Annotated in this window: 24 protein-coding genes; 11 read left to right on the top strand and 13 right to left on the bottom strand. The window is 44.7% G+C overall.

Annotation, left to right across the window (positions count from 1 at the left end):
• Positions 1–37 precede the first annotated feature (37 nt).
• Together UF05_RS07125 and UF05_RS07120 are read right to left on the bottom strand one after the other, a co-directional pair.
• Positions 38–1,288 (bottom strand): DEAD/DEAH box helicase, encoded by a 1,251-nt coding sequence (locus UF05_RS07125; RefSeq protein ID WP_020842283.1) that lies wholly within the window; start codon positions 1,286–1,288, stop codon positions 38–40.
• A gap of 270 nt (positions 1,289–1,558) precedes the next feature.
• Positions 1,559–1,774, bottom strand: a complete 216-nt coding sequence (locus UF05_RS07120; RefSeq protein ID WP_005375557.1) for a DUF3820 family protein — start codon at positions 1,772–1,774, stop codon at positions 1,559–1,561.
• Positions 1,775–1,947: 173 nt separating this feature from the next.
• Here UF05_RS07120 and UF05_RS07115 point away from each other — a divergent pair, with 173 nt between their 5' ends.
• Entirely contained in the window at positions 1,948–2,256 is a 309-nt protein-coding gene (locus tag UF05_RS07115) for a cysteine-rich CWC family protein (RefSeq protein ID WP_020842285.1), read from the top strand.
• A 41-nt stretch (positions 2,257–2,297) separates the two neighbouring features.
• On the opposite strand, the gene UF05_RS07110 is transcribed toward UF05_RS07115, so the two are convergent.
• Complete coding sequence (locus UF05_RS07110; RefSeq protein WP_021450748.1) at positions 2,298–2,642, bottom strand: HopJ type III effector protein; 345 nt, start codon at positions 2,640–2,642, stop codon at positions 2,298–2,300.
• Positions 2,643–2,853: 211 nt separating this feature from the next.
• Here UF05_RS07110 and UF05_RS07105 point away from each other — a divergent pair, with 211 nt between their 5' ends.
• The gene (locus UF05_RS07105; protein ID WP_045546084.1) at positions 2,854–4,623 is read left to right on the top strand and encodes a choice-of-anchor I family protein; all 1,770 of its coding nucleotides are present in this window, start codon (positions 2,854–2,856) and stop codon (positions 4,621–4,623) included.
• Positions 4,624–4,799: 176 nt separating this feature from the next.
• On the opposite strand, the gene UF05_RS07100 is transcribed toward UF05_RS07105, so the two are convergent.
• Entirely contained in the window at positions 4,800–5,138 is a 339-nt protein-coding gene (locus UF05_RS07100; protein ID WP_005482617.1) for a 4a-hydroxytetrahydrobiopterin dehydratase, read from the bottom strand.
• Positions 5,128–5,922 (bottom strand): phenylalanine 4-monooxygenase, encoded by a 795-nt coding sequence (gene phhA, locus UF05_RS07095; protein WP_005461911.1) that lies wholly within the window; start codon positions 5,920–5,922, stop codon positions 5,128–5,130. Before phhA ends, UF05_RS07100 begins: the two co-directional genes overlap by 11 nt.
• Positions 5,923–6,143: 221 nt before the next feature.
• Here phhA and UF05_RS07090 point away from each other — a divergent pair, with 221 nt between their 5' ends.
• Entirely contained in the window at positions 6,144–8,114 is a 1,971-nt protein-coding gene (locus tag UF05_RS07090) for an acetoacetate--CoA ligase (protein ID WP_045546085.1), read from the top strand.
• A 56-nt stretch (positions 8,115–8,170) separates the two neighbouring features.
• Here UF05_RS07090 and UF05_RS07085 read toward each other — a convergent pair whose 3' ends face one another.
• Positions 8,171–8,746 carry a class I SAM-dependent DNA methyltransferase gene (locus UF05_RS07085; RefSeq protein WP_045546086.1) on the bottom strand — a complete coding sequence of 192 codons (576 nt, stop codon included), beginning with the start codon at positions 8,744–8,746 and terminating at the stop codon, positions 8,171–8,173.
• A 225-nt stretch (positions 8,747–8,971) separates the two neighbouring features.
• On the opposite strand from UF05_RS07085, the gene UF05_RS07080 reads away from it, so the two are divergent.
• From UF05_RS07080 to UF05_RS07070, 3 genes are all read left to right on the top strand, one after another.
• On the top strand, positions 8,972–9,850 hold the full coding sequence (locus UF05_RS07080; RefSeq protein ID WP_005461877.1) for a LysR family transcriptional regulator: 879 nt from the start codon (positions 8,972–8,974) through the stop codon (positions 9,848–9,850).
• Between the two features lie 175 nt (positions 9,851–10,025).
• Positions 10,026–10,922 carry a cation diffusion facilitator family transporter gene (locus tag UF05_RS07075; RefSeq protein WP_005462012.1) on the top strand — a complete coding sequence of 299 codons (897 nt, stop codon included), beginning with the start codon at positions 10,026–10,028 and terminating at the stop codon, positions 10,920–10,922.
• A gap of 967 nt (positions 10,923–11,889) precedes the next feature.
• Entirely contained in the window at positions 11,890–12,456 is a 567-nt protein-coding gene (locus tag UF05_RS07070; protein ID WP_045545815.1) for a hypothetical protein, read from the top strand.
• A 188-nt stretch (positions 12,457–12,644) separates the two neighbouring features.
• Here the strand turns inward: UF05_RS07070 and yddG are convergent, their stop codons facing one another.
• Positions 12,645–13,547, bottom strand: coding sequence for an aromatic amino acid DMT transporter YddG (gene yddG, locus UF05_RS07065; protein WP_045545816.1), 903 nt, complete (start codon positions 13,545–13,547; stop codon positions 12,645–12,647).
• Positions 13,548–13,667: 120 nt separating this feature from the next.
• Between yddG and UF05_RS24210 the strand changes: the two genes are divergently transcribed.
• The 5 genes from UF05_RS24210 (at position 13,668) to UF05_RS07045 (ending at position 17,951) form a co-directional block, all read left to right on the top strand.
• Complete coding sequence (locus UF05_RS24210) at positions 13,668–13,823, top strand: hypothetical protein (RefSeq protein ID WP_020842294.1); 156 nt, start codon at positions 13,668–13,670, stop codon at positions 13,821–13,823.
• A 12-nt stretch (positions 13,824–13,835) separates the two neighbouring features.
• The gene (gene elbB / locus UF05_RS07060; RefSeq protein ID WP_045545817.1) at positions 13,836–14,486 is read left to right on the top strand and encodes an isoprenoid biosynthesis glyoxalase ElbB; all 651 of its coding nucleotides are present in this window, start codon (positions 13,836–13,838) and stop codon (positions 14,484–14,486) included.
• 334 nt (positions 14,487–14,820) lie between these two features.
• Complete coding sequence (gene yiaY, locus UF05_RS07055) at positions 14,821–15,969, top strand: L-threonine dehydrogenase (protein ID WP_005461954.1); 1,149 nt, start codon at positions 14,821–14,823, stop codon at positions 15,967–15,969.
• A gap of 163 nt (positions 15,970–16,132) precedes the next feature.
• Entirely contained in the window at positions 16,133–17,209 is a 1,077-nt protein-coding gene (locus UF05_RS07050; RefSeq protein ID WP_045545818.1) for a PQQ-dependent sugar dehydrogenase, read from the top strand.
• A 133-nt stretch (positions 17,210–17,342) separates the two neighbouring features.
• Positions 17,343–17,951: an HAD family hydrolase gene (locus tag UF05_RS07045; RefSeq protein ID WP_045545819.1), complete on the top strand. Its 609-nt coding sequence runs from the start codon at positions 17,343–17,345 to the stop codon at positions 17,949–17,951.
• A 111-nt stretch (positions 17,952–18,062) separates the two neighbouring features.
• On the opposite strand, the gene UF05_RS07040 is transcribed toward UF05_RS07045, so the two are convergent.
• From UF05_RS07040 to UF05_RS07015, 6 genes are all read right to left on the bottom strand, one after another.
• On the bottom strand, positions 18,063–18,542 hold the full coding sequence (locus tag UF05_RS07040) for a Dps family protein (protein WP_005461991.1): 480 nt from the start codon (positions 18,540–18,542) through the stop codon (positions 18,063–18,065).
• Between the two features lie 216 nt (positions 18,543–18,758).
• Positions 18,759–20,759 (bottom strand): HAMP domain-containing methyl-accepting chemotaxis protein, encoded by a 2,001-nt coding sequence (locus UF05_RS07035; RefSeq protein ID WP_045545820.1) that lies wholly within the window; start codon positions 20,757–20,759, stop codon positions 18,759–18,761.
• A 144-nt stretch (positions 20,760–20,903) separates the two neighbouring features.
• Positions 20,904–22,121 carry a hypothetical protein gene (locus UF05_RS07030; protein ID WP_005498412.1) on the bottom strand — a complete coding sequence of 406 codons (1,218 nt, stop codon included), beginning with the start codon at positions 22,119–22,121 and terminating at the stop codon, positions 20,904–20,906.
• Positions 22,114–22,827 carry an ABC transporter ATP-binding protein gene (locus UF05_RS07025; protein ID WP_005498410.1) on the bottom strand — a complete coding sequence of 238 codons (714 nt, stop codon included), beginning with the start codon at positions 22,825–22,827 and terminating at the stop codon, positions 22,114–22,116. The genes UF05_RS07030 and UF05_RS07025 overlap by 8 nt, the downstream gene beginning before the upstream one ends.
• Entirely contained in the window at positions 22,827–24,062 is a 1,236-nt protein-coding gene (locus UF05_RS07020) for an ABC transporter permease (protein WP_020842299.1), read from the bottom strand. Before UF05_RS07020 ends, UF05_RS07025 begins: the two co-directional genes overlap by 1 nt.
• Positions 24,052–25,281: an ABC transporter permease gene (locus tag UF05_RS07015; RefSeq protein ID WP_045545821.1), complete on the bottom strand. Its 1,230-nt coding sequence runs from the start codon at positions 25,279–25,281 to the stop codon at positions 24,052–24,054. Before UF05_RS07015 ends, UF05_RS07020 begins: the two co-directional genes overlap by 11 nt.
• Positions 25,282–25,303: the final 22 nt, after the last annotated feature.

Here is a 25,303-nt window from a genome sequence, read left to right as displayed (position 1 = left end):
AACTCTCGTAATTCGACTAACTTGTAGATTACGTCTTCTACTGATTACGCTTTTTCTTCTTTTTACCCGTTCCTGCTGGCTTTGCACGCGGCTTCATCGGTAAAAAGTAGGCTTCACTTTGGTCATCTTCCACTTCAAAGCCTTCTACCTGCTCGCGTTCAAGCTGGAACTTATTTTTCTTTTCTATCACTTTAAAGTGGTGGTAGTCATCGTAATCGATAAGAGATAGACCTAGACCCACTTCCCCCGCACGGCCACTGCGTCCAATGCGATGCATATAATCGGCAGGACTACGCGGAAGATCGAAGTTAATCACCACTGGCAATTTTTCAATATCGAGACCGCGCGCTGCGATATCGGTAGCAATCAGTACTTGAATCTCACCAGACTTAAAGCCATCAAGAACGCGAGTACGAGCGCCTTGCCCTTTATCGCCATGAAAAACTTCGGCAGTGATGCCGCGTTTTGACAGTTTCTGAGCTAGGTGGTTACAGGCATTCTTAGCGTTCACAAAAATTAAAGTCTGGCGCCATTGATGCTGTTTGATTAGATGTGCGAGTACCGCCGTCTTTTCACCTTTATTGACACTAAACACGCGCTGCACCAAAGTGCTGGCTTCTGCACTCTGTAACTGAACTTCAACAGGATCGTTAAGTAAGTGCTGAGCCAACGTCGTGACTTTCTCAGGGAAAGTAGCAGAAAATAGCAGTGTCTGTTTCTTCTCTGGCAGTAAGGCAAGAATCTTATTGAGCTCTTCGGTAAATCCTAAACTCAACATACGGTCGGCTTCATCGAGCACGAGCGTTTTTACTTGGTCTAACTTAATCGCATTACTCGATACCAGATCAAGTAGTCGTCCCGGCGTTGCAACGATGATGTCACAGCCACCACGCAGCGCTAGCATTTGCGGGTTCACGGATACGCCACCAAATACGGCAACCGTTTTGATCTTATCTCTAAGATGGTATGAGTAAGATTTAACGTTGTAAGCCGCCTGCGACGCCAGCTCACGAGTAGGAACCAAAATCAGATGAGAAACGAAGTTACCACGACGATCATTTGATTCACCTTGCTGAAGAATTTTCTGCAGAATTGGCAGCGAGAAAGCGGCGGTTTTACCTGAGCCCGTATTGGCTCCGCCTATCATATCCCTGCCATCAAGCACATGAGGGATAGCATGAGATTGAATAGGTGTTGGTTGGTTATATTCTAACGCTTCTAGTCGCTCGACTAAGGTTGGAATCAGGCCAAGATCGGCAAATGTCGCTTGCTGTGTTTTGTCTGTCATTACGATGAGAGGCTCAGTACTGGGTAAAGGCCGAGTATCTTATGCTATTTAGCGCTAGGATGTTAGCGATAATGCGCGAAACAGAGGTGGTTTGGAGCAGCGCTATAAAGGTCAGGAATGCTCTTTGCCTAATATTCGTGAATCCCCTCATGATAAACAATCATTTATGGGCTCATTGGCGATTCACTTTAAAGAAAAAAGAGTCAGGCAGTCTGACTCTTTAGAAGTAAAACACATTGTATCGTGGAAAAATAGGGGTACCGAGGCAGGTTACATCCTTTTCAAAGGTTTCACGACGCTGTCTAGCCCTTCAATTTTTAACGCTAAACACAGCTTTAATAGGTCACCTAACTCGCCGCTCGGCCAGCCTTTTTTATCAAACCACAGCAAATATTCCTCAGGTAAATCAATAAGTACTCTGCCTGCATATTTGCCAAATGGCATTTGCATTCTTGCCAGTTTAATCAGGTTTTCTTTTTCTAACATAAATGAAGCGCGGTTAAGACATCTCACGCAAGAGTATCACCAGCGGTGCTCCCTCACCAGTTACAGGACCAAATAAGGCAAGAAGCTCAACGATCGTTAGGGCGGTTTATTTTGACGGCTTTGAGTTGCTTTGTGCTAGAGTACGCGACATTAAAAATTAGAACGAGAATGCAATGAAGTCACCGTGTAGAGCAGCCTGTAAAAATAACGCTGGAATTTGTTCTGGCTGTCACCGAACGATGGATGAAATCATCCAGTGGAAAGACAAAACCGAACTCCAACGAGAAACCATTATCGAGCAAATCACCGGCGAAGATTCCACCCACAGCTGTCCTGAATGCGATTCGCAAGCTCACTGCGATATTGCAGCAGGAAAAGAAACGTGTTGGTGTTTTGGCATTGAGCCTCGTGACTTGCCTAAGCCGGAGCCCGATCAGCTTTGTTTATGCCGCAAGTGTTTAGAAAAAAAGCCAGTCGCATAATACGACTGGCTTCTTCATGTAACGCGATTCTAAAATGATAACTATTTCGCGGTAAGCGCAGAAGTCTCAAATTGAATGCCTTCCCACCCCGTCACCATGAAATTGCGGATATTTTGGTGATCGTTGTTTTCTGGGTGAAGCAGTACGTCCTCGCGGTAGAAACGACCAAAACACGCCAACGTCGCTTCTTTATCGAGAGTGTTCAATAAGCCGAATGCAAAAATTTTGCACGAACCATTGTTTTCATTCGCGCCATTTTGCGTGTTGCCATTCGTAAATGCAGCGGGCGTAAAATCGTAATTGTCTTCAATCACCGCCATCGTCGTTTCAAATTCAATCTTTTCAGGTGACGATGCAAGCACATCAAGAAATTGTTGTAGTTCCATTTTCATTCCAAATCCTAATGCCATCGCAATCTCGCCAATGACACATTTGTTTCATAAAAAGCCCATATAAGATTCATAAATCATAAATATATTCAGAGCCTTACCAAATCACACGTCAATCAATGTTCTATTATCGTCCACTGCAGTGAATGAATAGATATCTGAAAATCATGCATTGAGCGACAGTATATCGGATTGATAAGGAGATATCATGACCACCCCACTTAAGGCAATAGGTGCAATGGCGTTATCGACGCTCGCCATCGCATGTTCATCGCAACAGAACGATGTTATCGCATCTTTCAGTGCACAATGTAAGCCGATCAGTTCACCCGCTGTTGGGGAAACCTCAATCCAAGGTTTGACGTTTGTTGGGTCATCTATCGCCGATGCGCCGTTTGATACTTCTGCCGCAGAAATCGTGAACTATGAAGCGTGCACGGACAAACTTTACGTGGTCAATGCTCAAGCCAAACGTGTGGATGTGTTGTCGCTCAACGAAAGCAGTGCGCCTTCACAAACCGATTTTATTGACCTAACCGATGCGGGCACTTCCACAGGGATTGAAATCGGCGCGGCCAACAGTGTTGCTGTATTTAATGGCTTAGTCGCCGTCGCGATTGAAAACAATAATAAGCAGGAAGATGGCTTGATCGCGCTGTATCGCTCGGATGATCTTTCTCTAATCACCACTTTCAAAACCGGTGCGCTGCCAGATATGGTTGGTTTTTCTAAAGATGGTCGTTACATTGCCACCGCAAACGAAGGCGAACCGAACTCCGATTACAGTATCGATCCCGAAGGTAGCGTGACGTTGGTCGATTTGAGCAAAGGTATTAACAATGCTGACGTTACGCAAATTGGCTTTGGCGAATTTGATGGAGTGCGCTCAGATGAATTGCCAAAAGCTGTACGTATTTCCGGCCCTAATGCCTCAATTGCTCAAGACCTTGAACCGGAATACCTGACGTTTGCCGACAACGGTAAAATTTATGTCGCCTTGCAGGAAAATAACGCGATGGCGATTATTGATCCACAAAGCCAATCGGTAGAAAAAATCGTCGCTTTAGGGGAAAAGTCTTGGTCAAATTCAAAGCTGGACGCCTCAAATAAAGATAAGATCATCGGCAATTTGAAAAGCTATCCGCAATTAGTTGGCTTGTACATGCCCGACACGCTAGACAGTTACTCTGTCAATGGCAAAACCTACATTGTTACGGCCAATGAAGGGGATGGTCGCGAATATGGTTTTAAAACCACTCAAGCTGAATGTGATCAAGCAGGATTCAAGTGGGATGAGGATGACTATCAAGGTACGCCAGATTACACCAATGTCAAAGGCACCTGTTTGAGCCATATCGACGAAGTCCGTGGCAAAAAACTCAAAGTTACGACCGACCACCCTCTTGCTGAAGCTCTAAAAGATAACAAACAGCTAGCTAGACTAAAAGTTATCAAACCAAACCACACATTAAACGCAGAAGAAAACGTTCAAGCATTTGGCGCGCGTTCATTCTCAATTTGGAATGAAAATGGTGAGCTAGTTTTTGATAGTGGGGACGACTTTGCAACGGTTGCCCTCTTGAACGAAGGTAAACACTTCAACAGCACAAACGACAGCAACAGTAGCGGTGATGACCGAAGTGATGATAAAGGCATCGAGCCAGAAGCCATCGAAGTAGCGAAAATCAATGGGCGATACTACGCATTTATCGGTTTAGAGCGCCAAGGCGGTATTATGGTTTACGACATCACCGAACCAAAACAAGCGCAGTTCTTGCATTATGTAAACCACCGCGATTACACCCAACCAGTATGTACGTTGGTAGAAGACGGTGAGTGTGCAAATGACACTTACAATCCTAAAGCGGGCGATCTAGCGCCCGAGTCAATTAACTACTTTACTCGTAACGGACAACATTTTATTGCCGTCGGCAACGAGGTATCAGGCACAACCTCAGTTTTTCGTATCGAACTCTAAAAACAGTAGTATCTCAAAGTGTCTACAACTGTGGCGCTAAAACCGCGGCCATAAAACAGAAGTGCTAAAGCTAAATAGGAAACGCCCGAATATCAGTTCGGGCGTTTTTTATTCACGGTTAAGTGTGTTAATGCTTTTCAGAGCATGAATAGCAAACAACGGCTGCCCATTCGTGTTTATTCGCTCAACACCAACGCATCACACTTAGACGCACAGATGAAATCGTTCTTATGCAAACCTTTAATGGAATGGCTCCACCAAGTCACGGTGACTTTGCCCCACTCAAGCAAAATTGACGGGTGATGAAATTCTTCTTCTGCCAATTCCGCAATCTTATTGCTGAACGCCCACGCTTGTTTAAAGTTCTTAAACTTATAGACCTTCTCAAGTTGCGGAATGTCGTCCCTTTCAATGAGATGCCAATCGGACAGCTGCAGCAATAGAGATTGCTGTTCTTCTTTCGTCAGGGCAATGGCATCAAAGCTACAAGCTTCGCATTTTTGTTCATTCAGCATGAGCAGGTTCCTTAGGTTCAAAAAGTGGTGGAAGCAATCCAGCATCTATCGCTAGATCCGCTTGTTTCAATAAATTCAGTTGGCTAATTTGGAAAAGCTGGGAGAAATCATCAATCACATAATATTTAGGCTGCATGATATCGATGCGATATGGCGTTCTTAATACCGTTTGTAGGTCAAAGGACTCACGAATTGCACTTTCGCTTTCCAATGCGTAGATGGTTTCTCCTGGGGAAGAGAGTATGCCGCCGCCATAGATTTTGGTTTTCGTGCCTTCTTTCACTAAACCAAATTCAACGGTAAACCAGTAAAGACGAGCCAAGTAAGCTCTCTGTTTTGGTGTTGCCGCTTGTCCGAGCTGACCATAATGTTCCGTAAACGCAGCAAACTCTGGATGCGTGAGCATGGCACAATGGCCGAAAATTTCGTGGAAAAAATCCGGCTCTTGTAAATAATCGAACTCTTCTCGGGTTCTTAGGAAAGTCGCGACTGGAAAACGTTTGTTACCCAACAAATTAAAAAATCGGTCGAAATCGATCAGAGCAGGCACAGGCTCAACCTGCCATCCTGTTGTTTCCATTAAGACTCGATTGATTTCCGGCAACTGAGGCACGCGATCCTGAGGTAAGTTCAGCAGTTCCAAACCACGTAGATAAGCATCACACGCACGCTCTTTGATCACGCTCATTTGTCTCGTGACAAGGTCACTCCAAATGGCATCTTCTTCGCGGCTCCATTCTACCCTTCCATCCTGGCTAACGGGCTTTGAACGATATTGAGTCATGACTCATCTCCATTAACAAATCCTTTACATTAAGCCTATCTGGAGTCTTAAGAGCTTCCAATCCCTGATCGATTTTCTCAATCAAAGCTTGATGTAACATATTGTTTACATAAAACCGTAACATTATGATTTATAAAACAACAAGCTTTGAAGCGGGAGTTTGACTTTATTGGCATTCCCCCTCAGACTGAAACTGTTATCACTTTGTTATAGAGGGACCTATGCGCGAGAGCAACAAAGTATGGCAACCGAGCGAAAGTCGTATCGCAGAAGCCAATATTACTCAGTTTATCGAACACATTAATCGACAAGGGTTTGACCTAAAAAACTACGCAGACCTGCACCAATGGTCTTTGGCTCATAACGAGCAGTTTTGGCAAGAAGTCTGGCTTTTTTGCGATGTAATAGGTAATGCAGGTGAGACGGTAAAAAGCCAAGCCGAGAGCAAATGGCAACAACCAGTACTCAATCGCGATTTATGTTGGTTTCCTGACGCTCATATTAACTACGCAGAAAACTTATTGAGCTTTGCTTATCAAAAACCACATGAGCTCGCCATCTGGTTTGAAAATGAGCGTGACGAACGACAGACCTATACGTGGCAACAGCTGTGTGATGAAGTCTCGAGTGTTCAACAGTGGCTTAGGGATTGTGGCATCAAACAAGGCGATGTTGTTGCTGGTTACTTACCTCACCTTCCTCAAACCGTCATCGCGATGTTGGCAACCACCAGCTTAGGTGCGACATGGACGTCAACCTCGCCAGATTTTGGCGTAGAAAGTGTGCTGGAACGTTTTGGACAGGTAAAACCAAAAATTTTGTTCACTTGTGATGGCTACACATTCAATGGCAAAACTTTCGACATGGCGGAGAAAAACCAACATATATCCGATCATCTCGATGGCCTCAAACAAGTGTGCCAAATCAGCTATCTCAAGCCTCACATCTTTGAATGTGATGTTTGTACCCAAGATTGGCAAAATGTGCTCAATCAATACTCACCCGAGCCCCTCACCTACACTCGCGTTAACTTCAATGACCCACTTTTTGTGTTGTATTCGTCCGGTACGACAGGTAAACCCAAATGCATCGTGCACTCGGTCGGAGGCACCATTCTGAATCACGTCAAAGAGCATCAACTGCATTGCGATATTCAACCGAACGATCGAGTTTTTTACTACACGACCTGTGGTTGGATGATGTGGAATTGGCACGTTTCCGCCCTTGCAAGCGGAGCCTGCTTAGTCATTTTTGACGGTAGCCCTGTTTATCCTTCTCACAAGGTGCTGTGGAACCTTGCTCAAAATGCTGACGTGACCTTGTTTGGCACGTCGGCTAAATATCTAGAAGCGATTGAAAAAGCGCAATTCTCACCGAAAAGAGCCGATGCTTTCCCCGCACTCAAGACGATTTGCTCAACTGGCTCTGTACTTTATCCTGAGCAATTCGATTACGTTTACGAGCACTTAAAGGAAGACGTACATTTAGCGTCCATTGCTGGGGGCACAGATATTTGCGGATGCTTTGTATTAGGCAATCCGATATCACCAGTCTATCGAGGCGAGTGTCAATCCGCAGGCTTAGGCGTTGATGTGCAAGTGTTTAATCCACAAGGCCGCAGTGTCGTAGGTGAACGAGGTGAGCTGGTTTGCACCAATTCACTGCCTAATTTCCCTTCTGGGTTCTGGCGTGATTCAGGCGAGCGTTACCATCGCGCCTACTGGGATAAGTTCGATAATGTTTGGCATCATGGCGACGATGTAGAAAAAAGTGAGGTTGGCGGTTTTGTCTTTTATGGCCGTAGTGACACCACTCTTAATCCAGGTGGCGTCAGAATTGGTACCGCAGAAATTTACCAACAGGTGAATGCTATTGATGGCATTGTTGACTCCATAGCAGTTGGGAAAGAAGTGGATCGAAATGAACAGATCTGGCTTTTTGTTCAATTAGAAAGCCAAGATGAGTTGGATGATGAGTTAATCGGCAGCATTAAAGCGCAGCTGAAATCGGCCTGTTCACCACGCCATGTGCCGAGTGCCATTTTCGCCATCAGCGATATTCCGAAAACGCGATCAGGCAAGCTGGTAGAACTTGCCGTCAAGCAAGTAGTCAATGGTCGACAAGTTGAAAACTTAGGCGCAATTGCCAATCCAGAGATACTACAAGAGATTCAAGCCGCGATATCAGCTTAGATTCCACCCACAAAAAAGCGAGCACCTTGGCTCGCTTTTTTAATCTTTTTGGTAAGTTAACGGCGACCAACGCCCATTAATACCGACATGGTTTGTCCATCAGAGGTGATATCGAACACTTTTTTCGATTCAACATCGACAAAACCAGCGTTGCTCAATGCATTCTTGGAGCGGCTTAAGGTGAAACCGTCTTGCTCGGATTCTGCAACCCAATCAAAATGAACGAAGTAACCACCTTCATTTAGCAACGAATGAGCAATGTCTAACGATGATTCCACATCATCGACAAAAGCAAGGACAGAAGACGCAACCACAAGATCAAATTGTCCGCGGAAAGCAGGATGTTGCGCCACTAAACCTCGTGATAATGCATCTACGACTGGCTCAACGTTGAGTAACTCTTTCTTGTCGAGCTCTTCAATCATGGCTTCAGACGCATCTAACGCCACAATATCCTTAACAATGGGTGACAACAATTGGCTTAATTGTCCGGTGCCGCATCCAAAATCTAAAACTTTAATGCCATCAAGCTGAGTTAGCTGTTGTAACTGTGCAAACACCGACTGCGCAAATTGCTCTGTTGCTGGGTTCGATTCCCAGTTCTTTGCTAAGCCGTCCCAATCTTGTGCCATCGTGGCCTCCATGTTCACTTCTTATAGCCCACATATCACTATGTGACGTCAAAATGCAGTTGGTGCATTTTGAAATTAATAGGCTATAGGTTACCGCAAAACCGCTAAAAGACCATAGACTTATCTGGCGAATTACTATTTTTTTCGATAATCTTTCACAGCTTTGGGAGCACATCTCTATCGTGCCCTACTTTATTGCAAATTCTTAATTGGTTGTGTCAAATCATGAACTTAACTCAGGTAGAAGCTTTCTGCACTATCGCAGAGTGTGGCTCAGTCTCCGAAGCTGCCCGGCAGTTAGACTGTAACCGCACCAAACTCAGCATGTCGATCAAGGCATTAGAAAAAGAGCTCGATGTTGAGTTGTTCACAAGAACAGGAAACCAGCTGACGCTTTCGGAAGCGGGAAAAGCAATTTACAAAGATTGCGAGTATTTATTGGTCACAGCTCAACGAATCAGAAAAACATGCGCGCAAATCTCCGAAGGCTTCAACGCCGAAGTCTGGGTGGCACGTGATGACTCACTGCCAGACGATTTGTGGCAAGAACTGTCTCACCGACTCAACAATCGATTCCCTTCTACAACGTTTAACCTCATCTTGGCCTCTAGTGGTGACTTGGCTAACTTAGTCAGTACTCATCAAGTCGATTTTGCGTTCGGTGTCGACTATGAACGCATCGATGACCCGCACATTGTTTACAAACCGCTGGGTAAAATCCGAATGATGTCGGTGTGTAGCGTTGATCATCGCTTAAGTAAGATGCGTCGCGTATCCGATGAAGATCTACGCAGCCAAATGCAAGCTTTGATGGTTTACCTCAACGAGAAAGACAACCCAGGCTTACAGCCGTTCTCAACTCGATACATTGGCTTCTCAAGTTTCGATTACATGCTCAACACCATTTTGGAAGAAGACGCATGGGGTGTATTGCCAGAGCCGCTCATTCGCCACTACTTGCGCCAACAAAAACTTGCCGTCATCAAACACACTTACGGTTTGACTCAAGAAGACTACTGTATGTTTGCCCCAAACGGTCAGATTGAACACCCAGCAATGACTTGGTTAGCAGATAAGTTAAGCGAATATTTATTTGACTTCTAAATAAAAGGCAGTGACTGTCAATATATTTGACACCACAAAGTTGCATTAAGTCATTGTATTTAAAGAAAAATAATAAAACAGTCGCTTTCTCGTTTAATTTCCACTCAGTTTGTAGTTGCCTAAAATGCCTCAGAAGAGAAGAATAGTAAGGTATTAAAACCAAAAGGCATCTTTTATGTGTGACAGGACAAGCAAAAACGAAAACCGTATTCTAACCATTTCAGCCCTTTTAGCTTCTGGGTTTGCAGCTGGTGGTATGGTACTTGGCTTGCTTGTTGGGTCGATTGTCATCGTTTTTGACGGTGTTTACTCGCTAGTCAGTTTACTGTTAACTTTATTGTCACTGGCGGCATCTTCCTACATCAGCAAGCCATCAAAATCTGTATTTCCATTTGGTAAAGCGGTACTCGAACCTATCGTTATTGCGATTAAAGCGGCCGTGATTCTTGTTGTTGTGTGTTTTTCGCTTTACTCAGCGATCTCTGCATTGATGACTGGGGGTCGTGAGGTTGATACCTCAATCGCGACTATCTTTGGTCTCGTGAACGTTATCGGTTGTGGTTACGCTTGGTGGTTTATGGCGAAAAAAAGTCGTCGTTTCTCATCAGGTCTGATCGATGCGGAGAAAAAACAATGGCAAATGGATACGCTATTAAGCGTGGCAGTTACTGTTGGTTTTATCGCTGCATGGCTAGTATCTCTTACCCCATTCGCGCACTACGCAGTCTACGCGGACCCAATGATGATGCTACTTATGGGCTTCTACTTCCTAAAAGTACCATTTGATATGTTGTGTGGCGCATTACGTGAGTTACTAATGATGACACCAAGCAAAGAGCTTTGTCAGGTTGTTGGTAACGACGTTTTAGAAATTGAAAAAGTATCTGACCATCAGCTAAAACTGGCTGGTATAACGAAGGTTGGTCAAGAGCTTCGCGTGAACATTGATCTACACGTTGATGATGACATGATTGAACTCGACACTCTTGAACAAACTCGAAAACAGCTAACCACGCGTCTGTCGAAGCACAGATTCAAACTGCAACTGAACTTAAACGTAGCGAATTGTTAGAACACGAAACAAAAGTCAGGTATTTCTATCATAAAGCACCTAAATTGAGTGTTCAGTCTTTACGAAAATGAAAAAACCGCCAGTAACGGCGGTTTTTCTTTGTGGTTCAAGCTAGATCTTTGAAGTCTACTCGGCCAATTGAGCGGTTTACATAATCGGTAATAATACTTGGCGGAGAGGTGTCATCTAGATAAATTGGCACGTTCACCGCTCGGTAGCAAACGACATCAACAAGCTCATACTCCTCCACCAATCCTGTCGCTATAAGTCTATGAATCAGATTGAGGGTCGAGAATAGATTAAGCCCTGTTGTTTTGCATAAGTCTTCTGCATTTAGCCCGAAACGGTTGCCTTCATATAGCCTGCCAAATACCAGTTCTTTGTATAGATTAAAGGCTCTTTTTTTAAAGCTTTTCGTTTAAAGAAGCCAAACATATCTACTCCTTTTGTTGTTAAGTCAAAACTTTAAGGGATGGCGATTATTAATGCGATTTAATATACAAACTTTGACATATGTCACTTTTTTAATTTGCACATAATAGAAAAATTTGGTTGTGTGGAGAACGCGGTTTATTTGCATTTTTACTCGACATTAAAATTCTAAACTTCTGGAATAATCGCAATCAAAATGTGCAATAGATCACTGTTTTAGATAGGGAAAACGTGAAAAATCCTGCGCTGTCAGTTGGCCGTTGTCGGAATGCTCACCCATACGATTAACGCTAACCATAATAAGAAATTGACTCCCAATATCTGTAAGTAATACCGGCTCTGTAAAACATTTTTAAAAAAAAGTTTAAAAGGGGTGAGTATGAAGATTGCGGGAGTCAGCACTCCGCCAACACAGCCCGATGAATTAATTAAAGTATCTGAGGGAGGTCACTTTGGTACACCTCATCAAATTAAGTGTTCGCGTCACGTTTATTAAACGACGTTGTGCTACTAGCGAGTGAAAAGGAACAGAACAATGATCATAAACTACGCCCTGACAACTGCTCCTTATTCAAATGATATTGAATCATGTATCAACGTAATGACAGCGAGTATGTTTGCTCTTGTCGACCAAGGAGAAGAGACCGAAGTCGCTACCTGTGACTTTTACATCGTAGATTTATCCAGAGTCCCGAGTACTATCAGCTGTCATAAATTATTGAACGTAAACGCCAGCATTGCCCACTTTATCCAAATTCTTGATGATAATTACTTGCTAAAAGAAAGCATCGCAAAACGTAACGAAACAATGCGTTGGGGAATCTGCCCAAAACCAGATCGCCTCATAGTGATTCACGAACTAAAGGTAAAGAAAGAGCATCGAGGAAATAAGTATTCCAAAGCCTTAATTGAGGACTTTATTGAACGCTTTACATCGATTTACGACATCATCGGTCTAAAGGCGCTTCCTTTAGAAGATCGCTCAGAGGAAAGCGTAGAAGCACTTAAAAGCTATTACTCAAAGATAGGCTTTAAGGACGTTGGTATTGATGATTTGATGCTCTGGCCAGCGTTAGAAGAACCAAACTGGAACGAAGCCTAAGTTAGACATCGCATCTCATGATGCGACTTACCTTCCCACACCTATCTCAGCTTGGTGACTGATGCTTACCCTAAGAAAATGATTGGTGACCTGTCGATAACACGATGACGGCTCAAGCAGGCCTCATCAACACCGACAAGAACCGGAGAAGCCACAAACCAGTCATTAATCACTCAGATAATGAGGGTTTAACCAGCAGCTTCTCGTTTCTCTTTTGTTACCAACCAACACAAGAGTGACCCAACCGTCACCATAACAACGCCTTGCCAGAAACCGTTGCTCAACGTCACACCAAGGATAAGCGACGAAAACAGCGCAGAGAAAATTGGCGTGAAGTAAGACAAGGTAGCCAAAAAGACCATGTTCCCACCAACAATGGCGATGTTCCATAAGCCATAACCACCCGCCATCAACGCTGCCGATGCAAACAGATACCCAAGAGCTGACCATGAGAACGTCATTGTAGGCTCATCCGCAAATGCGTACTTCACCCAAAGCGAAACCGCAGTTGCGATAAAAAACAACGTGATCGCATTGTGCTTCGATTGTTGTCGCTGTGTGAGATTACAATAAACCGCCCAAATCACCGCGCCAGTGAACGCCATGAAGTACACCAGCGGATTGCTGCTTACGTTCGAGATGATTTGTGTCGGGGATAAACCGTTATCGCCGCTCACTGTCCAAGCCACACCAATAAACGCGAGGGTTACTGCTGGATACAACAGCCAACTTGGCTTTTTGTTGCTACCCAACACTGCAAACAACACCGTCAGTGCGGGCCATAAATAGTTGACGATAGATACCTCAATCGCTTGAGCTCGCGAATTCGAATACCCAAGAGCAAGCGCAAGAAAGATCTCATAGCAAACAAACATTGCGCCGCCAACTATCAGATACTTCGGAGAAAAGTAAGACAACTTTGGGATGCCCACCACAATCAATAAAAAGATTGAACTTAGCGAATACAACATCGCCGCCCCACCTACTGGCCCTAAACTTTCGGTTACGAGCCTTGCAATACCCAGTAAGCAACTCCAAAAGAGGATGGCAATGCAGCCATAAAGTGTGAAGCGAAATTGCACGGATTTCATGTGACCTACTACTCACGAATGCCAAAGGAAACTTCAGCTTAACTCAAAAATGATCCGCTTCAACGTACTGTTTTATAAATTTCAGTATAAAAATGATTCTGTTATGCGTTTGGAGTCGATATGAAACACTTTCTACCATCGAGCGTCATGCTGACACCTTTTGTGGTCCGCTACTATGATGAAGAAGACGACGATCAAGAAATCGTCGAAACTAAGGCAAATGCTCAATCTCAATCCCCAAATATAAAAGAGCAACAAACGGAAATATCAGACTAAAGGAATCTTAAAATGAAAAAAGTCGCAGTTATTTTGAGTGGCTCAGGAGTTTATGATGGATCAGAGTTACATGAAGCCGTGCTAGCCCTGCACGCCATCGAAAAAGCTGGTGCTTCTTGGCATTGCTTCGCTCCAAACATTGATCAATTACACGTCATCAATCATCTCACTGGCGAAGAAATGGATGAGCCACGCAACGTGCTCGTTGAAGCGGCACGCATAGCGCGTGGAAACATTGAGGATGTGGCTAGACTGAACGTTGAAGACTTTGATGCGCTATTGTTACCAGGTGGCTTTGGTGCAGCAAAAAATCTGACTGACTTTGCCGTTTCTGGCGCGGAATGCTCGATTAATACACACGTTGCACAAGCTTGCCGTGCGTTCGCAAATGCCAACAAGCCTGCCGGTTACCTCTGCATTGCCCCTGTCATTATTCCTATGATTTACGAACATGGCGTAAAAGGCACAATAGGTAATGATGACGCAACCGCAGCTGCGTTTCACCAAATGGGTGGAGAGCACGTTGAATGTAACGTAGAGGAGTATGTGTTTGACGAGAAACACAATGTGCTTTCTACGCCAGCTTACATGTTAGCGCAGAATATCTCACAAGCAGCTTCAGGAATCGATAAATTGGTATCAAAATTGGTCGAAATCGCCTAATTACTGATAGATAACTTAAAACTCAATTTTAAATCCCCATTGATAGATCGAATATCAATGGGGATTTTTTATACTTTAGTCTAATTGAGATATAAATCATCATCAGATTTCAATTTTTACCAATCGTTTGCGTCAATAGTTGCATATTTGGGCTACGTTGTATTTGTGTTGCACCTCCACACTGTGCAACAAGATCGCTGTCACAGTTTCCTCCTTTAAAGTACCCCTAAATGGGTAAACTTGCTCTGGATCAATTTCGTTCTAGAAAGGGGTGTGCGACAGTTAAATGGCAAATTATGAAAGATTATTAATAATAACAACGGAGCAATCCAATATGACAAGTGCATTTTTTATCCCTACGGTAAACCTAATGGGCGCTGGCTGCCTAAAAGACGCAGCAAACAGCATCCAATCTCAAGGCTTTAAGAAAGGTTTGATCGTTACGGATAAGATCCTTAACCAAATCGGCGTAGTAAAACAGGTTCAAGATCTTCTTACTGAACGCGGCGTAGCAACCGTTGTGTTCGATGGCACTCAACCAAACCCTACAATCACCAACGTTAATGATGGCTTAGCTCTTCTAAAAGAGAACGAATGTGACTTCGTAATTTCACTTGGTGGTGGCTCACCACACGATTGTGCAAAAGGCATCGCACTGGTTGCATCTAACGGCGGAAAAATCGGCGATTACGAAGGCGTGGATCAATCAGCAAAACCAATGCTGCCACTAATCGCAATCAACACCACAGCAGGTACTGCATCTGAAATGACCCGTTTCTGCATCATCACTGATGAAGAGCGTCACATTAAGATGGCAATCGTTGATAAACACACAACGCCTCTTATCTCTGTAAACGACCCAGAGCTAATGCTTGCTAAGCCAGCGTCTTTGACGGCAGCAACAGGTATGGACGCGCTAACTCACGCGATTGAAGCGTACGTATCTATCGCGGCAACACCAATTACTGACGCTGTTGCAATCAAAGCGATCGAGTTAATTCAAGCGCACCTACGCACCGCAGTGAAAAACGGCGAAAACCTAGAAGCTCGTGAGCAAATGGCATATGCACAGTTCATGGCTGGCATGGCGTTTAACAACGCATCTCTAGGCTACGTGCACGCTATGGCGCACCAGCTAGGTGGTTTCTACGACCTACCACACGGTGTATGTAACGCAATCTTGCTTCCTCACGTACAACGCTACAACGCGCAAGTATGTCCAGAGCGTCTACGTGATGTCGCAAAAGCGATGGGTGTGGATGTAGAAGGTATGTCGGCAGAGCAAGGTGCTGCGGCAGCGATCGACGCTATCGTTGCGCTAGCAAAAGACGTTGGTATTCCAGCTGGTATTAAAGAGCTTGGTGCGAAGCTAGAAGACATCCCAACACTAGCAGACAACGCATTAAAAGACGCGTGTGGTTTCACTAACCCGAAACAAGCAACTCACGAAGAGATTTCTGCAATCTTCGAAGCGGCAATGTAATCGCAGAAAGACAGATTCATCTCTAACACCTTAACTCAATCCCCGATCTGGTATCGGGGATTTTTATATTCATACACCGCTCGCTGCAGCTTGTCGTCATTTGGGGATCTCGCCATTTAGTGTTAGCTTTTAAGCATCCACGCACTTCAACATGGAAGGACCCATGAGAAATGTAACCATCGCCCTGCTCGCTTGTTTATCTTTTTCACTTCATGCTGCGCAATACCAAACTGATGAGGTTGCCAATGGGTTTCAAGTCCCTTGGGGCATTGAATTTATCGATTCGCAACGCGTAGTAGTGAACGAGAAAAATGGCACCATTTCATTGCTCAATGTGATGACTGGTCAACGCCAGAAAATCCATACTGTTCAGAACGTTAACACCAGTGGACAAGCCGGTTTACTGGATGTCGCACTCGCCCCAAATACCGATAAGAAAAATCCACAGCTGTATTTCACCTACAGCAAACGAACCCAGAAAGGAAACACCGTCGCACTTGCCACCGCAACGCTAAGTGGCGAGCAACTAACTGGCTGGAAAGATCTCTTCATCGCCGATGCCATCACCGATACTGGCCGACATTTTGGCAGTCGAATCGCGTTTATTGATGGCAAGATCTACTTCACGATTGGCGATCGCGGTGAACGAGACAACGGGCAAAATACTCAAACACATGCGGGCTCAATACTACGCTTGAATCTAGACGGCACGGTGCCAATAGATAACCCTTTTACTTCCTCTAAGGCAAAGCCTGAAATCTGGAGTTTCGGGCATCGCAATCCACAAGGTTTGTTCTACGACAAAGAGACAGATCAACTTTGGTCGATTGAACATGGGCCGCGTGGAGGTGACGAAATTAACCTAATTAAAAAAGGGGCGAACTACGGTTGGGCAAGAGTCTCACAAGGGAAAGAATATTGGGGCCCACTTGATGTGGGTGAAGCGAAGTCACTGCCAGGAATGGAAGACCCCAAATTGGTTTACATTCCCTCTATCGCTCCAAGCAATATGGTGCTCTATCGCGGGGATAAATACTCAGAACTTGACGGCAAAATATTAGTTGGAGCGTTAAAGCTCACTCATATCAATGTCGTCAGCATTAACGATGGCAAGCTCACAGAATCGCAACGCTTACTGGAAAAGCTTGGAGAACGAATCAGAGATATCACAATAAGCCCCGATGGCTATATCTACTTTTCGACCGACAGCGGCAAAATCTTCCGCTTAACAGAGCAATAAGAACTGTGCAGCGCTTTTTCGATTTGTGATGCATCAGTGATTTATTTTCGTACAACTTAGCCAGAAGAATCTAAACTTAACAATAACCTTTTGTTTTTATAACGATAGTTTGGTTAAGTTGTACGAGGCCACTATGATTCCCTTCCCACTAGAACTTGAAAGAATAAAAGCCGTCATTTTCGATTTAGACAACACGCTCGTCAGTTCAGATATGAACTTTCAAGATCTTCGTCAGCAACTCGGTTGCCCTCAAACAGAAGATTTATTGGATTTCGTAGAGCGCATCGATCACCCGCATCACAAAGAGCATGCACATAATGTCATTTTTGACCACGAGATTTCCGATGCTGAACAGTCTAGCCCGATGATTGGCTGTCATGAATTGCTGAACTACTTGGAGAAAAAAGCGATTAAAACCGCCATCGTGACGCGAAACTGCCTAATTGCGACACAAAGAAAATTGGAACATAACCAAATCACCGTTGAGCAAGTGATCACGCGTGAATGTTATCCACCAAAACCCGATCCTTTATCGCTACAAGTGCTCGCCAAGGAGTGGCGTTTGATGCCAAATGAAGTGCTGTATGTCGGTGACTTCCTTTACGATTTACAAGCTGCGTACAATGCACAAATACCGTCTTGTTTAGTGCATCACGGCATCACCGAACAATTTAAAAATTCGGCGTCACTTGCGGTGAGAGAACTGTCCGATTTGCTGGCGTACTTTGAATCAGCGCACTGATCCCTTTGTCCGAAAAGCTCAGCGAATTAGGTTGCCAATTCTCAGAGACAAAAAAAGGAGCACTCATGTGCTCCTATGGCTTATTCCCGAATCGTATGTAAATGTTTGAACTTAGCCTTGTAGGTAAGCGTTAAGCATCCACATCAGTTTTTCTTGCTCACGGATGTAATCACCCATCAGTGCCGCAGTACCTTCATCGTCTGCTTCACCAGCGTTTTGTAAAATCTCACGCTGTTTAACAAGCAGAACACCAAAACCATCAACCAAGCCTTTCACGCACTCTTCACCCGCTGTCGCGTTTTGATGCTCTTTGATTTCGCTTGATTCTAAGTAATGGCTAAACGCGTGTGCTGGTGTGTAACCCAACGTTAAAATACGTTCTGCAAGTTCATCAATTTTGGTTTGAAGATCTGTGTAGATCTCTTCAAATTTTACGTGCAATTCAAAGAACTGGTGGCCTTTGATGTTCCAGTGATAACCACGTGTGTTCATGTACAGCACTTGATAGTGGGCAAGTAGCTGATTCAGTTGTTGTGCTAGTTGTTCTGATTGTTGACGATCTAGACCAATTAAGCTTACTTGTTTGCTCATAATCTTGCTCCTTGGAGAGTAAAGTTTAAAAATTCTTTTGCAGTGTTTGCTGCCGATGGAGTCATATTAGATCTGAGCGGTGAGGAAGGAAATTTGGTTTTAGCTATAGATTTAATAACTAAACTCAATGAGCAATTAGGTTATGTGAGTAGTAGAATAGTCGAAACCCTCGACCATTGTATTTCTTCATGGTCGAGGAGCATTCATTGGGGGGTTCTAAGCCGTTTTAAACATGGCCATTTGTTGATTCAACTCGGTGACTTGTTGCTTCACTTGCAACGACGTCTCAGAAGCATGCTGACTGTTACTCGCCACCATTTCGACCGACTGTGTAATGCCTGCCATTAACCCATTTATGGATTGCGTTGCGTGAGATTGCTGCTCGGCAGCAGCGGCCAATTCTGCCATTTGCTCGTTTAGAGAACCGATCTGCTCTGTCGTTGAAACCAATCTCGTTACGGCATTATCGATGTGTTCAGCACCTTGCTCTGCCAACGACTGGCTGTGTTCAATTTCCTGAACCACCGTGTGAGTTGAACGCTGAATTGCGTTAATTATACCGTTGATTTCTGTCGTCGATTGCGTGGTTCTTGTCGCCAACATGCGCACTTCATCGGCAACCACAGCAAAACCTCGCCCTTGTTCACCAGCTCTCGCCGCTTCAATTGCCGCATTGAGTGCCAGCAAATTAGTCTGTTCTGCTAACCCTTCAATCACTTCCGTCACGCGGCCAATTGCTTCGCTCTCTTTGCTTAACTGCGTAACTTGGGTGCTGGCACTTTCTATGCTGCTGTGTAAACTTTCCATGGTCGCTTTATTTTGCTCAAGTGCGTCACGACCTTGTTCTATCTCATCTTTTGAATCTGACAACTTTTGCACCGATTGATTAGCTTGATCCAACGTATTGCTCGCGGCAAAGGCAATCTCTTCGAGTTGACGCCCCATTTCTGAGATATTGGACTGTTGTTGTTCAACGTTATTGGATGTAACTTGTGCCGATTCGAGAAGCGCACCCATGCTGGTGTCCACTTGGTTCGCTTTGCCATTTACACCTGCAACAATGCCTGCCAGTGACTCGTTCATGCGATTGATAGAGCTCGTAAGGTCAGCCAGCTCGTCCTTGCCAACAACGTTCAATGGTGGTTGAGAAACATCGCCAGAGGCTATAATCTTCGCTCGTTCTGATAATCGCTGGACTCTGCGCCCAATGGTATTTCCCATGTATTTTGAAATCGCAATCGCCGCAATCACGACCAGTAACGCTGCCACCAGCATCGACGTAAGCACATTTTTGATTGATTGACTGATGCCAATGCCGCTTTGATCCGCTTTAGCTTGCTGAGCCAACACAATCGTTTCTAGGCTTTGATTTAACGCGTTTGCCGCAGGTAACAACTCATTTGCCATTAGCAAATTTGCTTTGTTCCATTCATCTGATTGACGCAGCGTAATCACTTGATCAGCCAAGGGGAAATACATCTGTTGCATTTCTTTAAACAATGACCATAGTGATTGGTCGTTGTCTGACAACATATCCAGTTTAGCGTCGATTTCTGCGACCGATTGGTTGTGGAATTTGATCAGGTCTTGATACTTCTCCAGATGTGTTTGCTGTCCGTACAACAGGAAATCACGCAGTGCCGAGAACGCATTAGCTAGAGAAGTGTAACTGTCTGCGTAGACTTTAAATAAACGCTTACGCTCACCGCCCATTTCATTGCCTGACTCTTCATTAATTAGGCTTTGAATTTGGTCGAGCGCGACTTCAGCAATGGGTGCAGCTTCGTTAATAAACAGATTATGCGCTGGCAGATTTTCCGCGCTGTGGCTCAACTCAATAAGCTGAAAAAGTGACACTTTCATCGCTTCCCATTGCTGATGAATCGACTGGAAATCTGACTCCGAAATCAGAGCTTGTAAGGTTGGCAATGCATCGTCCGTTGATGCCATGATACTTTGCACTTTCTGACTCAAACGCAAACTTTCGGCTTCATCACTTCCCAATAACATGTACGCTCGGATTGAAGACAACGAAGCTTGAACCGATTGCTGAATTCCACGACTGGTATCAACAGTCGGCAAATCGGAACTCAATAATGATGATGCATGCTGTTCAACAATGTTTATATTACGATAAGTGAAAATCGCAGATGCGATAAATACGACGGCTAGCAGCATGAAACTGAGCTGCAACTTCCCTGATATTGTAAGGTTCATCCATAAACTCCTGACAACGATGAGCCTTAAATATAACGACATTTGCGTAAATGTTAAATCAATGTATCAAAATGCATTTAAAAACGAGGCATTCTTCGCCATTGATAAACGTATTCAGAGACAACGACTGGTCACATGGCAAAGCTAGAAGCTGTATCGAATATTCGCAAACAACAAAGTGGCTGGTGTTTCGCCAAACAAACTGTCTCCACTGCCTGAAAAACGTTGTAATACAGTGAGCAGTTGCCAGTCGGTAGCTAAAGAATAATTACTTGATAAGCCAGCAAAGTAAGAACCATCGTCATAGTAGCTAGCTGACAGTGTGAAACGATTCAATGCGGTTAAATCAAAACTCACATCGGCATAGAAGGTATTTTTAGTAAAGCTCAGGGTTTTAGCGTTCAGCGGCAAGTTGAGATAGGCAAGCGCGCTGTTGGCATCTTGAGGTTTCGAGATAAACAACCAAGCCCCTCTTGTCATCCAGTTACGAACACCACCAAAACTGTAATCCGCTTCTAAGCTCGCTACAGTGTTATTCTGCGTTGGCTCACCTTGATATTCAGCGTCTATTGGATCAAACCAAGTTAACTCACCTCGCAGTCCTGCATCGTAAACATCGGTCGCAAATCCAGCTCCAAGAATGTAATCCGTCCGTGCTCGACCTGCGATAATTTGATAATCCCACCCAGAAACATTTGAAAAATAGCGCAGCGAAGCGCTGTTTTGCCCAGATTCTTGTGAAGGAGAGAACACCAAATCTAAGCCGTCGGCAAAACCAAGTTTTTTGCTGACCACAATGGCATCGGTGCCCGCTCTCTCTTCATAATCAAAGTCGTAAATCGAGTACGCGTTATAAACGTCATTAGGGTTCCAGATGGTGTTCATGGACCAGTTAATACGAAAACGCCCGACACTGGCACTCCAATCGTCGCTCTTCCAGCTCACATACAATCGGTCAAATTGAGAATTCAGAATAACGTCGTCTTCGCGCCAGTTTTTGCTCAAATCAAAGTAGCCATTATCTAGCGCGACAAGTTCGGGATATTGAGGAATGTCTAACGCATCGCCCCACAAAGCTCGGTTTCGCAAGCCAACATTAACACGCCAGTTTGGAGAAAAACGGTATTCAAAATTCAGACGATTGTGCAGCAGATGATCGAGCGTATTGCTTTGATCATCTGGCATGCTGTATGTTGCCATATACTTAATATAACCATCAAAATCCCAAGATTTTTGAGGTTGTAAACCAGGGATATTGGCAACAGCACAAAAGCTGAAAAAGCCAAGCAAGGAAAGGCTTAATGCCTGACTAACCACCACCATCCATAGCGGAGAAAAACGAATGTGTAAGCCGCTACGCATGAAACTTCTCTGCCGTGCTACCGATGTTGGCGAAATCTCTCGCGAGGCGTCCGTCTTCAAACACAATAATACGATGGGCTCGTTTGATGACCCTCGGGTCGTGAGTCGAGAAAATAAATGTCGTGCCCTCTTGTTCGCTCAGTTGCTCCATGATGTCGAGTAACTCCGAAGTACTCTTTGCGTCTAAGTTGGCGGTCGGTTCATCTGCCATGACAAAGCGAGGCTTAGGTGCAAGTGCCCGAGCGACAGCGACTCTCTGTTGCTGACCACCCGACATTTTGCTCGGACGCTTGTGCATCTGCTGAGCTAAACCAACTTGATCAAGGAGAGACATGGCACGCTCTCGGCATTCTCGTTCCGTTTTGCCTTGTAACTGCATCACAAACTCGACGTTTTCCAACGCGGTCAAAACAGGAAGAAGACTGTAGTCTTGGAAGATAAAACCAATATTGTCTCGTCTATAGGCGATCAGCTCTTTCTCCGACATCTCTGAAATTAAACACCCATCGATTTCAACGCTGCCTGAAGTTGGAGCATCAATGCCGCCAAGCATATTGAGCAATGTTGTTTTACCCGAGCCAGAAGGCCCCATGATGGCGACAAACTCTCCTTGTTTTATTTCTAAATCAACGTGTTGTACCGCATGCACAGGGAAATCGCTGTCTGGATTATAAGTTTTCGTCAGTCGCTCAAGTTTAATTGTCATCAGGTCTTCTCCCCCATGGCATCAGCCGGTCGATGCTTGAGAATTTGTCGTGCGGGATACAGAGCCGCAAACAGACTGGCCATAAAAATCGCCACAATGATCATTTGATATTCGTAAAACGAAACACGGGGATAAAGCAGAGTATCGACGCCGTATGCACCTAAACCATCGGCCAGCCCTCCAAGCGACAATCCCGTCACACTGAGAAGCTTTATCATGGCAGCGCTGCCAAATAACCCTAAAGCACATCCCGTCAAACCAAGGAACATGGTTTCCAACGTGATCAAAATACGAATTTTGTGTTGCTGCATGCCCACTGCCATCAGCACTCCGAATTCTCTGGTTCGTTCAAATACCGACATAAGCATGATATTGATAATGCCAAGCGTCATAGCCAACACGAACACCACCAGCATGACTTGGTTGGAGATATCCATCGAGCTCATCATAGTCGAAAGCAGGGGTTGAATTTCTAGCCATGTTCTTACCGTTAACGGCTTTCCTGAACCATCGTCGATCAAGGTTCGGGTAAACGACACGATATTTTGCAACACGTCGTCATCATTGGCGTTGAGCAAAATGGCGATTTCATGCGCCCCTGCTATCCCTGCAATTTTCTCTAGGTCAGCTTTACGGACGTACACGTTGCCGTCATCAAAGGTCGTGGACGGTGTTTTGAAGATGCCTTTCACTCTAAACGCAGCGCCAGAGACATCCCCATTGATATCTGAAAGCGTCAGAATGACTTTTGAACCGACCCGTAGCTTCAATCTTTTCGCCGTCTTTTGCGATACAAGAATGGGATTCCGGTCCTCTTCATCCAACCAATAACCATCGATGATATGCTCAGAAAGCGGCGTTATCTTCTGCTCTTGTTCAAGATAAATACCATTAATACGAATACCGCGAGAACTGCGAGCAGAAGCTATCATGCCATCGGCGAGAAACCGCTCCGATACGGCTTTCACGCTTTGATGCTTTTCTAACGTTGTCACGATGCTTTGCGAGTCAGGTATGATGTCTTTCAGTTCAGGATTAACGAGATACGCACTTTGATGAATCTGCAAATGGCTGGTTTGCCAAGCAATCGCATTTTTGATCATGCTGTCTACTAAACCATTCATAAATCCGATCATGGCGACAACACCCATCAAACCAAACACCATCGCGCCAAGCATGATGGACGTTCTTAGTTTGTTCCGCCAAAGATTACGCCAAGCCAATTTAATCAACATGCGTGCCCCCTTTCAGCCCACTGGCGATAGGTAAACGAAGAAGACGAATCATCGGGTAGACAAGGCACAAGGATAAGATGATGAGAACCACGATAATTTGGTTAAGCAGCAAGTGAGGATCGAGAGAAACAGGCACAATGGACTCAAAACCACTTTCCAACATGACTTGAGCGGCTTCTCCAGTGATTTCAATGGGATTAAAATAGAAGTAGCCAAGCACAGGTGCACTGACAATCAAACCCAAAACAATGCCAATAATGGCGATGAAAAGCGATTCAATTGAAATTAAACCAATCAGCTTGCTCCTGAGCATCCCAGTGGCCAACATCACGGCAAATTCACGCTGGCGCTCTAACGTCGTCATCAAAATCGTCGCGAATAGACCAAAACCAACGATGCCATACAGAATGTAGATGAGGAAGATCCCGCCAGCTTTGTCTAATGCGATTTGTTGAGAAAGCTCCGGCGATAACTCCTGCCAGCCTTTTACGGCGACGCTATTGCCGTAATCTCGCTTTAATTGCTCAATCACACTGGGCAATGCGCGTAAATTTGAAGTATTGAGCACCCATGCCGTCACTTGTTTATCAAGTGAATACAATGTCTGAGCGGTATCAAGAGGCATATAAACCAATTGGGAATCCAACGGCTGTAACGGGAAATGCAAAATTCCAGCGACACGATACAACCCCGCAGCCGTCTGACCACGATACCCAGCCCCATACAACACCAACTCATCGCCAATCTTCAAGCGAAGATACTGCGCTAAACCGCCACCGACCAAAACCGCATTTTGCCCAGAGGCGATAAACTCACCTTGAACCAACTTGTCACTAATGTGGGAGTACGCATTTTCTGATTCAGGATCAACGCCTAGAACCATGACACCTTTCGAACGCTCCCCTTTCGCCGCCAAGGCAAAGGATTCAACACGCGGAAGAATGACATCGATATTCGAGTTTGCTTTAGATGCAGAAATAAAGGCATCGGTTTGAGGAAGCACATCATCAATGCTAGATGAGTCGCCAAACTCAGGGTTTTGCAATTGAATAAGCCCAGTATAAAACTTTGCGGCGTTTTTGATGTTGGAACTGTAGCTACCTTCTTGGAAGGCTCTGGTGAGTAAGGAGAGAAAAAGCACTAGCGCGAGAGCAGTGGCCGTCAGTAACGTCCGCCTTTTTTGCCGCCATAAATTGCGCCATGCAAGTTTGATGAGCATCCGCTTCTCACCCCTCTCTTTT

It is taken from the genome of Vibrio sp. S457-15, from assembly GCF_000960545.1.
Classification (GTDB): Bacteria; Pseudomonadota; Gammaproteobacteria; order Enterobacterales; family Vibrionaceae; genus Vibrio; species Vibrio parahaemolyticus.
Note: the sequence above shows the minus strand (reverse complement) of the source record. Positions and strands in the feature narration are given on the sequence as shown.

Bases quoted from the DNA above. Each gene is read 5' to 3' on its own strand.
- UF05_RS07125 (WP_020842283.1), bottom strand. From the start codon at position 1,288: ATGACAGACAAAACACAGCAAGCGACATTTGCCGATCTTGGCCTGATT.
- UF05_RS07120 (WP_005375557.1), bottom strand. From the start codon at position 1,774: ATGTTAGAAAAAGAAAACCTGATTAAACTGGCAAGAATGCAAATGCCA.
- UF05_RS07115 (WP_020842285.1), top strand. From the start codon at position 1,948: ATGAAGTCACCGTGTAGAGCAGCCTGTAAAAATAACGCTGGAATTTGT.
- UF05_RS07110 (WP_021450748.1), bottom strand. From the start codon at position 2,642: ATGGAACTACAACAATTTCTTGATGTGCTTGCATCGTCACCTGAAAAG.
- UF05_RS07105 (WP_045546084.1), top strand. From the start codon at position 2,854: ATGACCACCCCACTTAAGGCAATAGGTGCAATGGCGTTATCGACGCTC.
- UF05_RS07100 (WP_005482617.1), bottom strand. From the start codon at position 5,138: ATGCTGAATGAACAAAAATGCGAAGCTTGTAGCTTTGATGCCATTGCC.
- phhA (WP_005461911.1), bottom strand. From the start codon at position 5,922: ATGACTCAATATCGTTCAAAGCCCGTTAGCCAGGATGGAAGGGTAGAA.
- UF05_RS07090 (WP_045546085.1), top strand. From the start codon at position 6,144: ATGCGCGAGAGCAACAAAGTATGGCAACCGAGCGAAAGTCGTATCGCA.
- UF05_RS07085 (WP_045546086.1), bottom strand. From the start codon at position 8,746: ATGGCACAAGATTGGGACGGCTTAGCAAAGAACTGGGAATCGAACCCA.
- UF05_RS07080 (WP_005461877.1), top strand. From the start codon at position 8,972: ATGAACTTAACTCAGGTAGAAGCTTTCTGCACTATCGCAGAGTGTGGC.
- UF05_RS07075 (WP_005462012.1), top strand. From the start codon at position 10,026: ATGTGTGACAGGACAAGCAAAAACGAAAACCGTATTCTAACCATTTCA.
- UF05_RS07070 (WP_045545815.1), top strand. From the start codon at position 11,890: ATGATCATAAACTACGCCCTGACAACTGCTCCTTATTCAAATGATATT.
- yddG (WP_045545816.1), bottom strand. From the start codon at position 13,547: ATGAAATCCGTGCAATTTCGCTTCACACTTTATGGCTGCATTGCCATC.
- UF05_RS24210 (WP_020842294.1), top strand. From the start codon at position 13,668: ATGAAACACTTTCTACCATCGAGCGTCATGCTGACACCTTTTGTGGTC.
- elbB (WP_045545817.1), top strand. From the start codon at position 13,836: ATGAAAAAAGTCGCAGTTATTTTGAGTGGCTCAGGAGTTTATGATGGA.
- yiaY (WP_005461954.1), top strand. From the start codon at position 14,821: ATGACAAGTGCATTTTTTATCCCTACGGTAAACCTAATGGGCGCTGGC.
- UF05_RS07050 (WP_045545818.1), top strand. From the start codon at position 16,133: ATGAGAAATGTAACCATCGCCCTGCTCGCTTGTTTATCTTTTTCACTT.
- UF05_RS07045 (WP_045545819.1), top strand. From the start codon at position 17,343: ATGATTCCCTTCCCACTAGAACTTGAAAGAATAAAAGCCGTCATTTTC.
- UF05_RS07040 (WP_005461991.1), bottom strand. From the start codon at position 18,542: ATGAGCAAACAAGTAAGCTTAATTGGTCTAGATCGTCAACAATCAGAA.
- UF05_RS07035 (WP_045545820.1), bottom strand. From the start codon at position 20,759: ATGAACCTTACAATATCAGGGAAGTTGCAGCTCAGTTTCATGCTGCTA.
- UF05_RS07030 (WP_005498412.1), bottom strand. From the start codon at position 22,121: ATGCGTAGCGGCTTACACATTCGTTTTTCTCCGCTATGGATGGTGGTG.
- UF05_RS07025 (WP_005498410.1), bottom strand. From the start codon at position 22,827: ATGACAATTAAACTTGAGCGACTGACGAAAACTTATAATCCAGACAGC.
- UF05_RS07020 (WP_020842299.1), bottom strand. From the start codon at position 24,062: ATGTTGATTAAATTGGCTTGGCGTAATCTTTGGCGGAACAAACTAAGA.
- UF05_RS07015 (WP_045545821.1), bottom strand. From the start codon at position 25,281: ATGCTCATCAAACTTGCATGGCGCAATTTATGGCGGCAAAAAAGGCGG.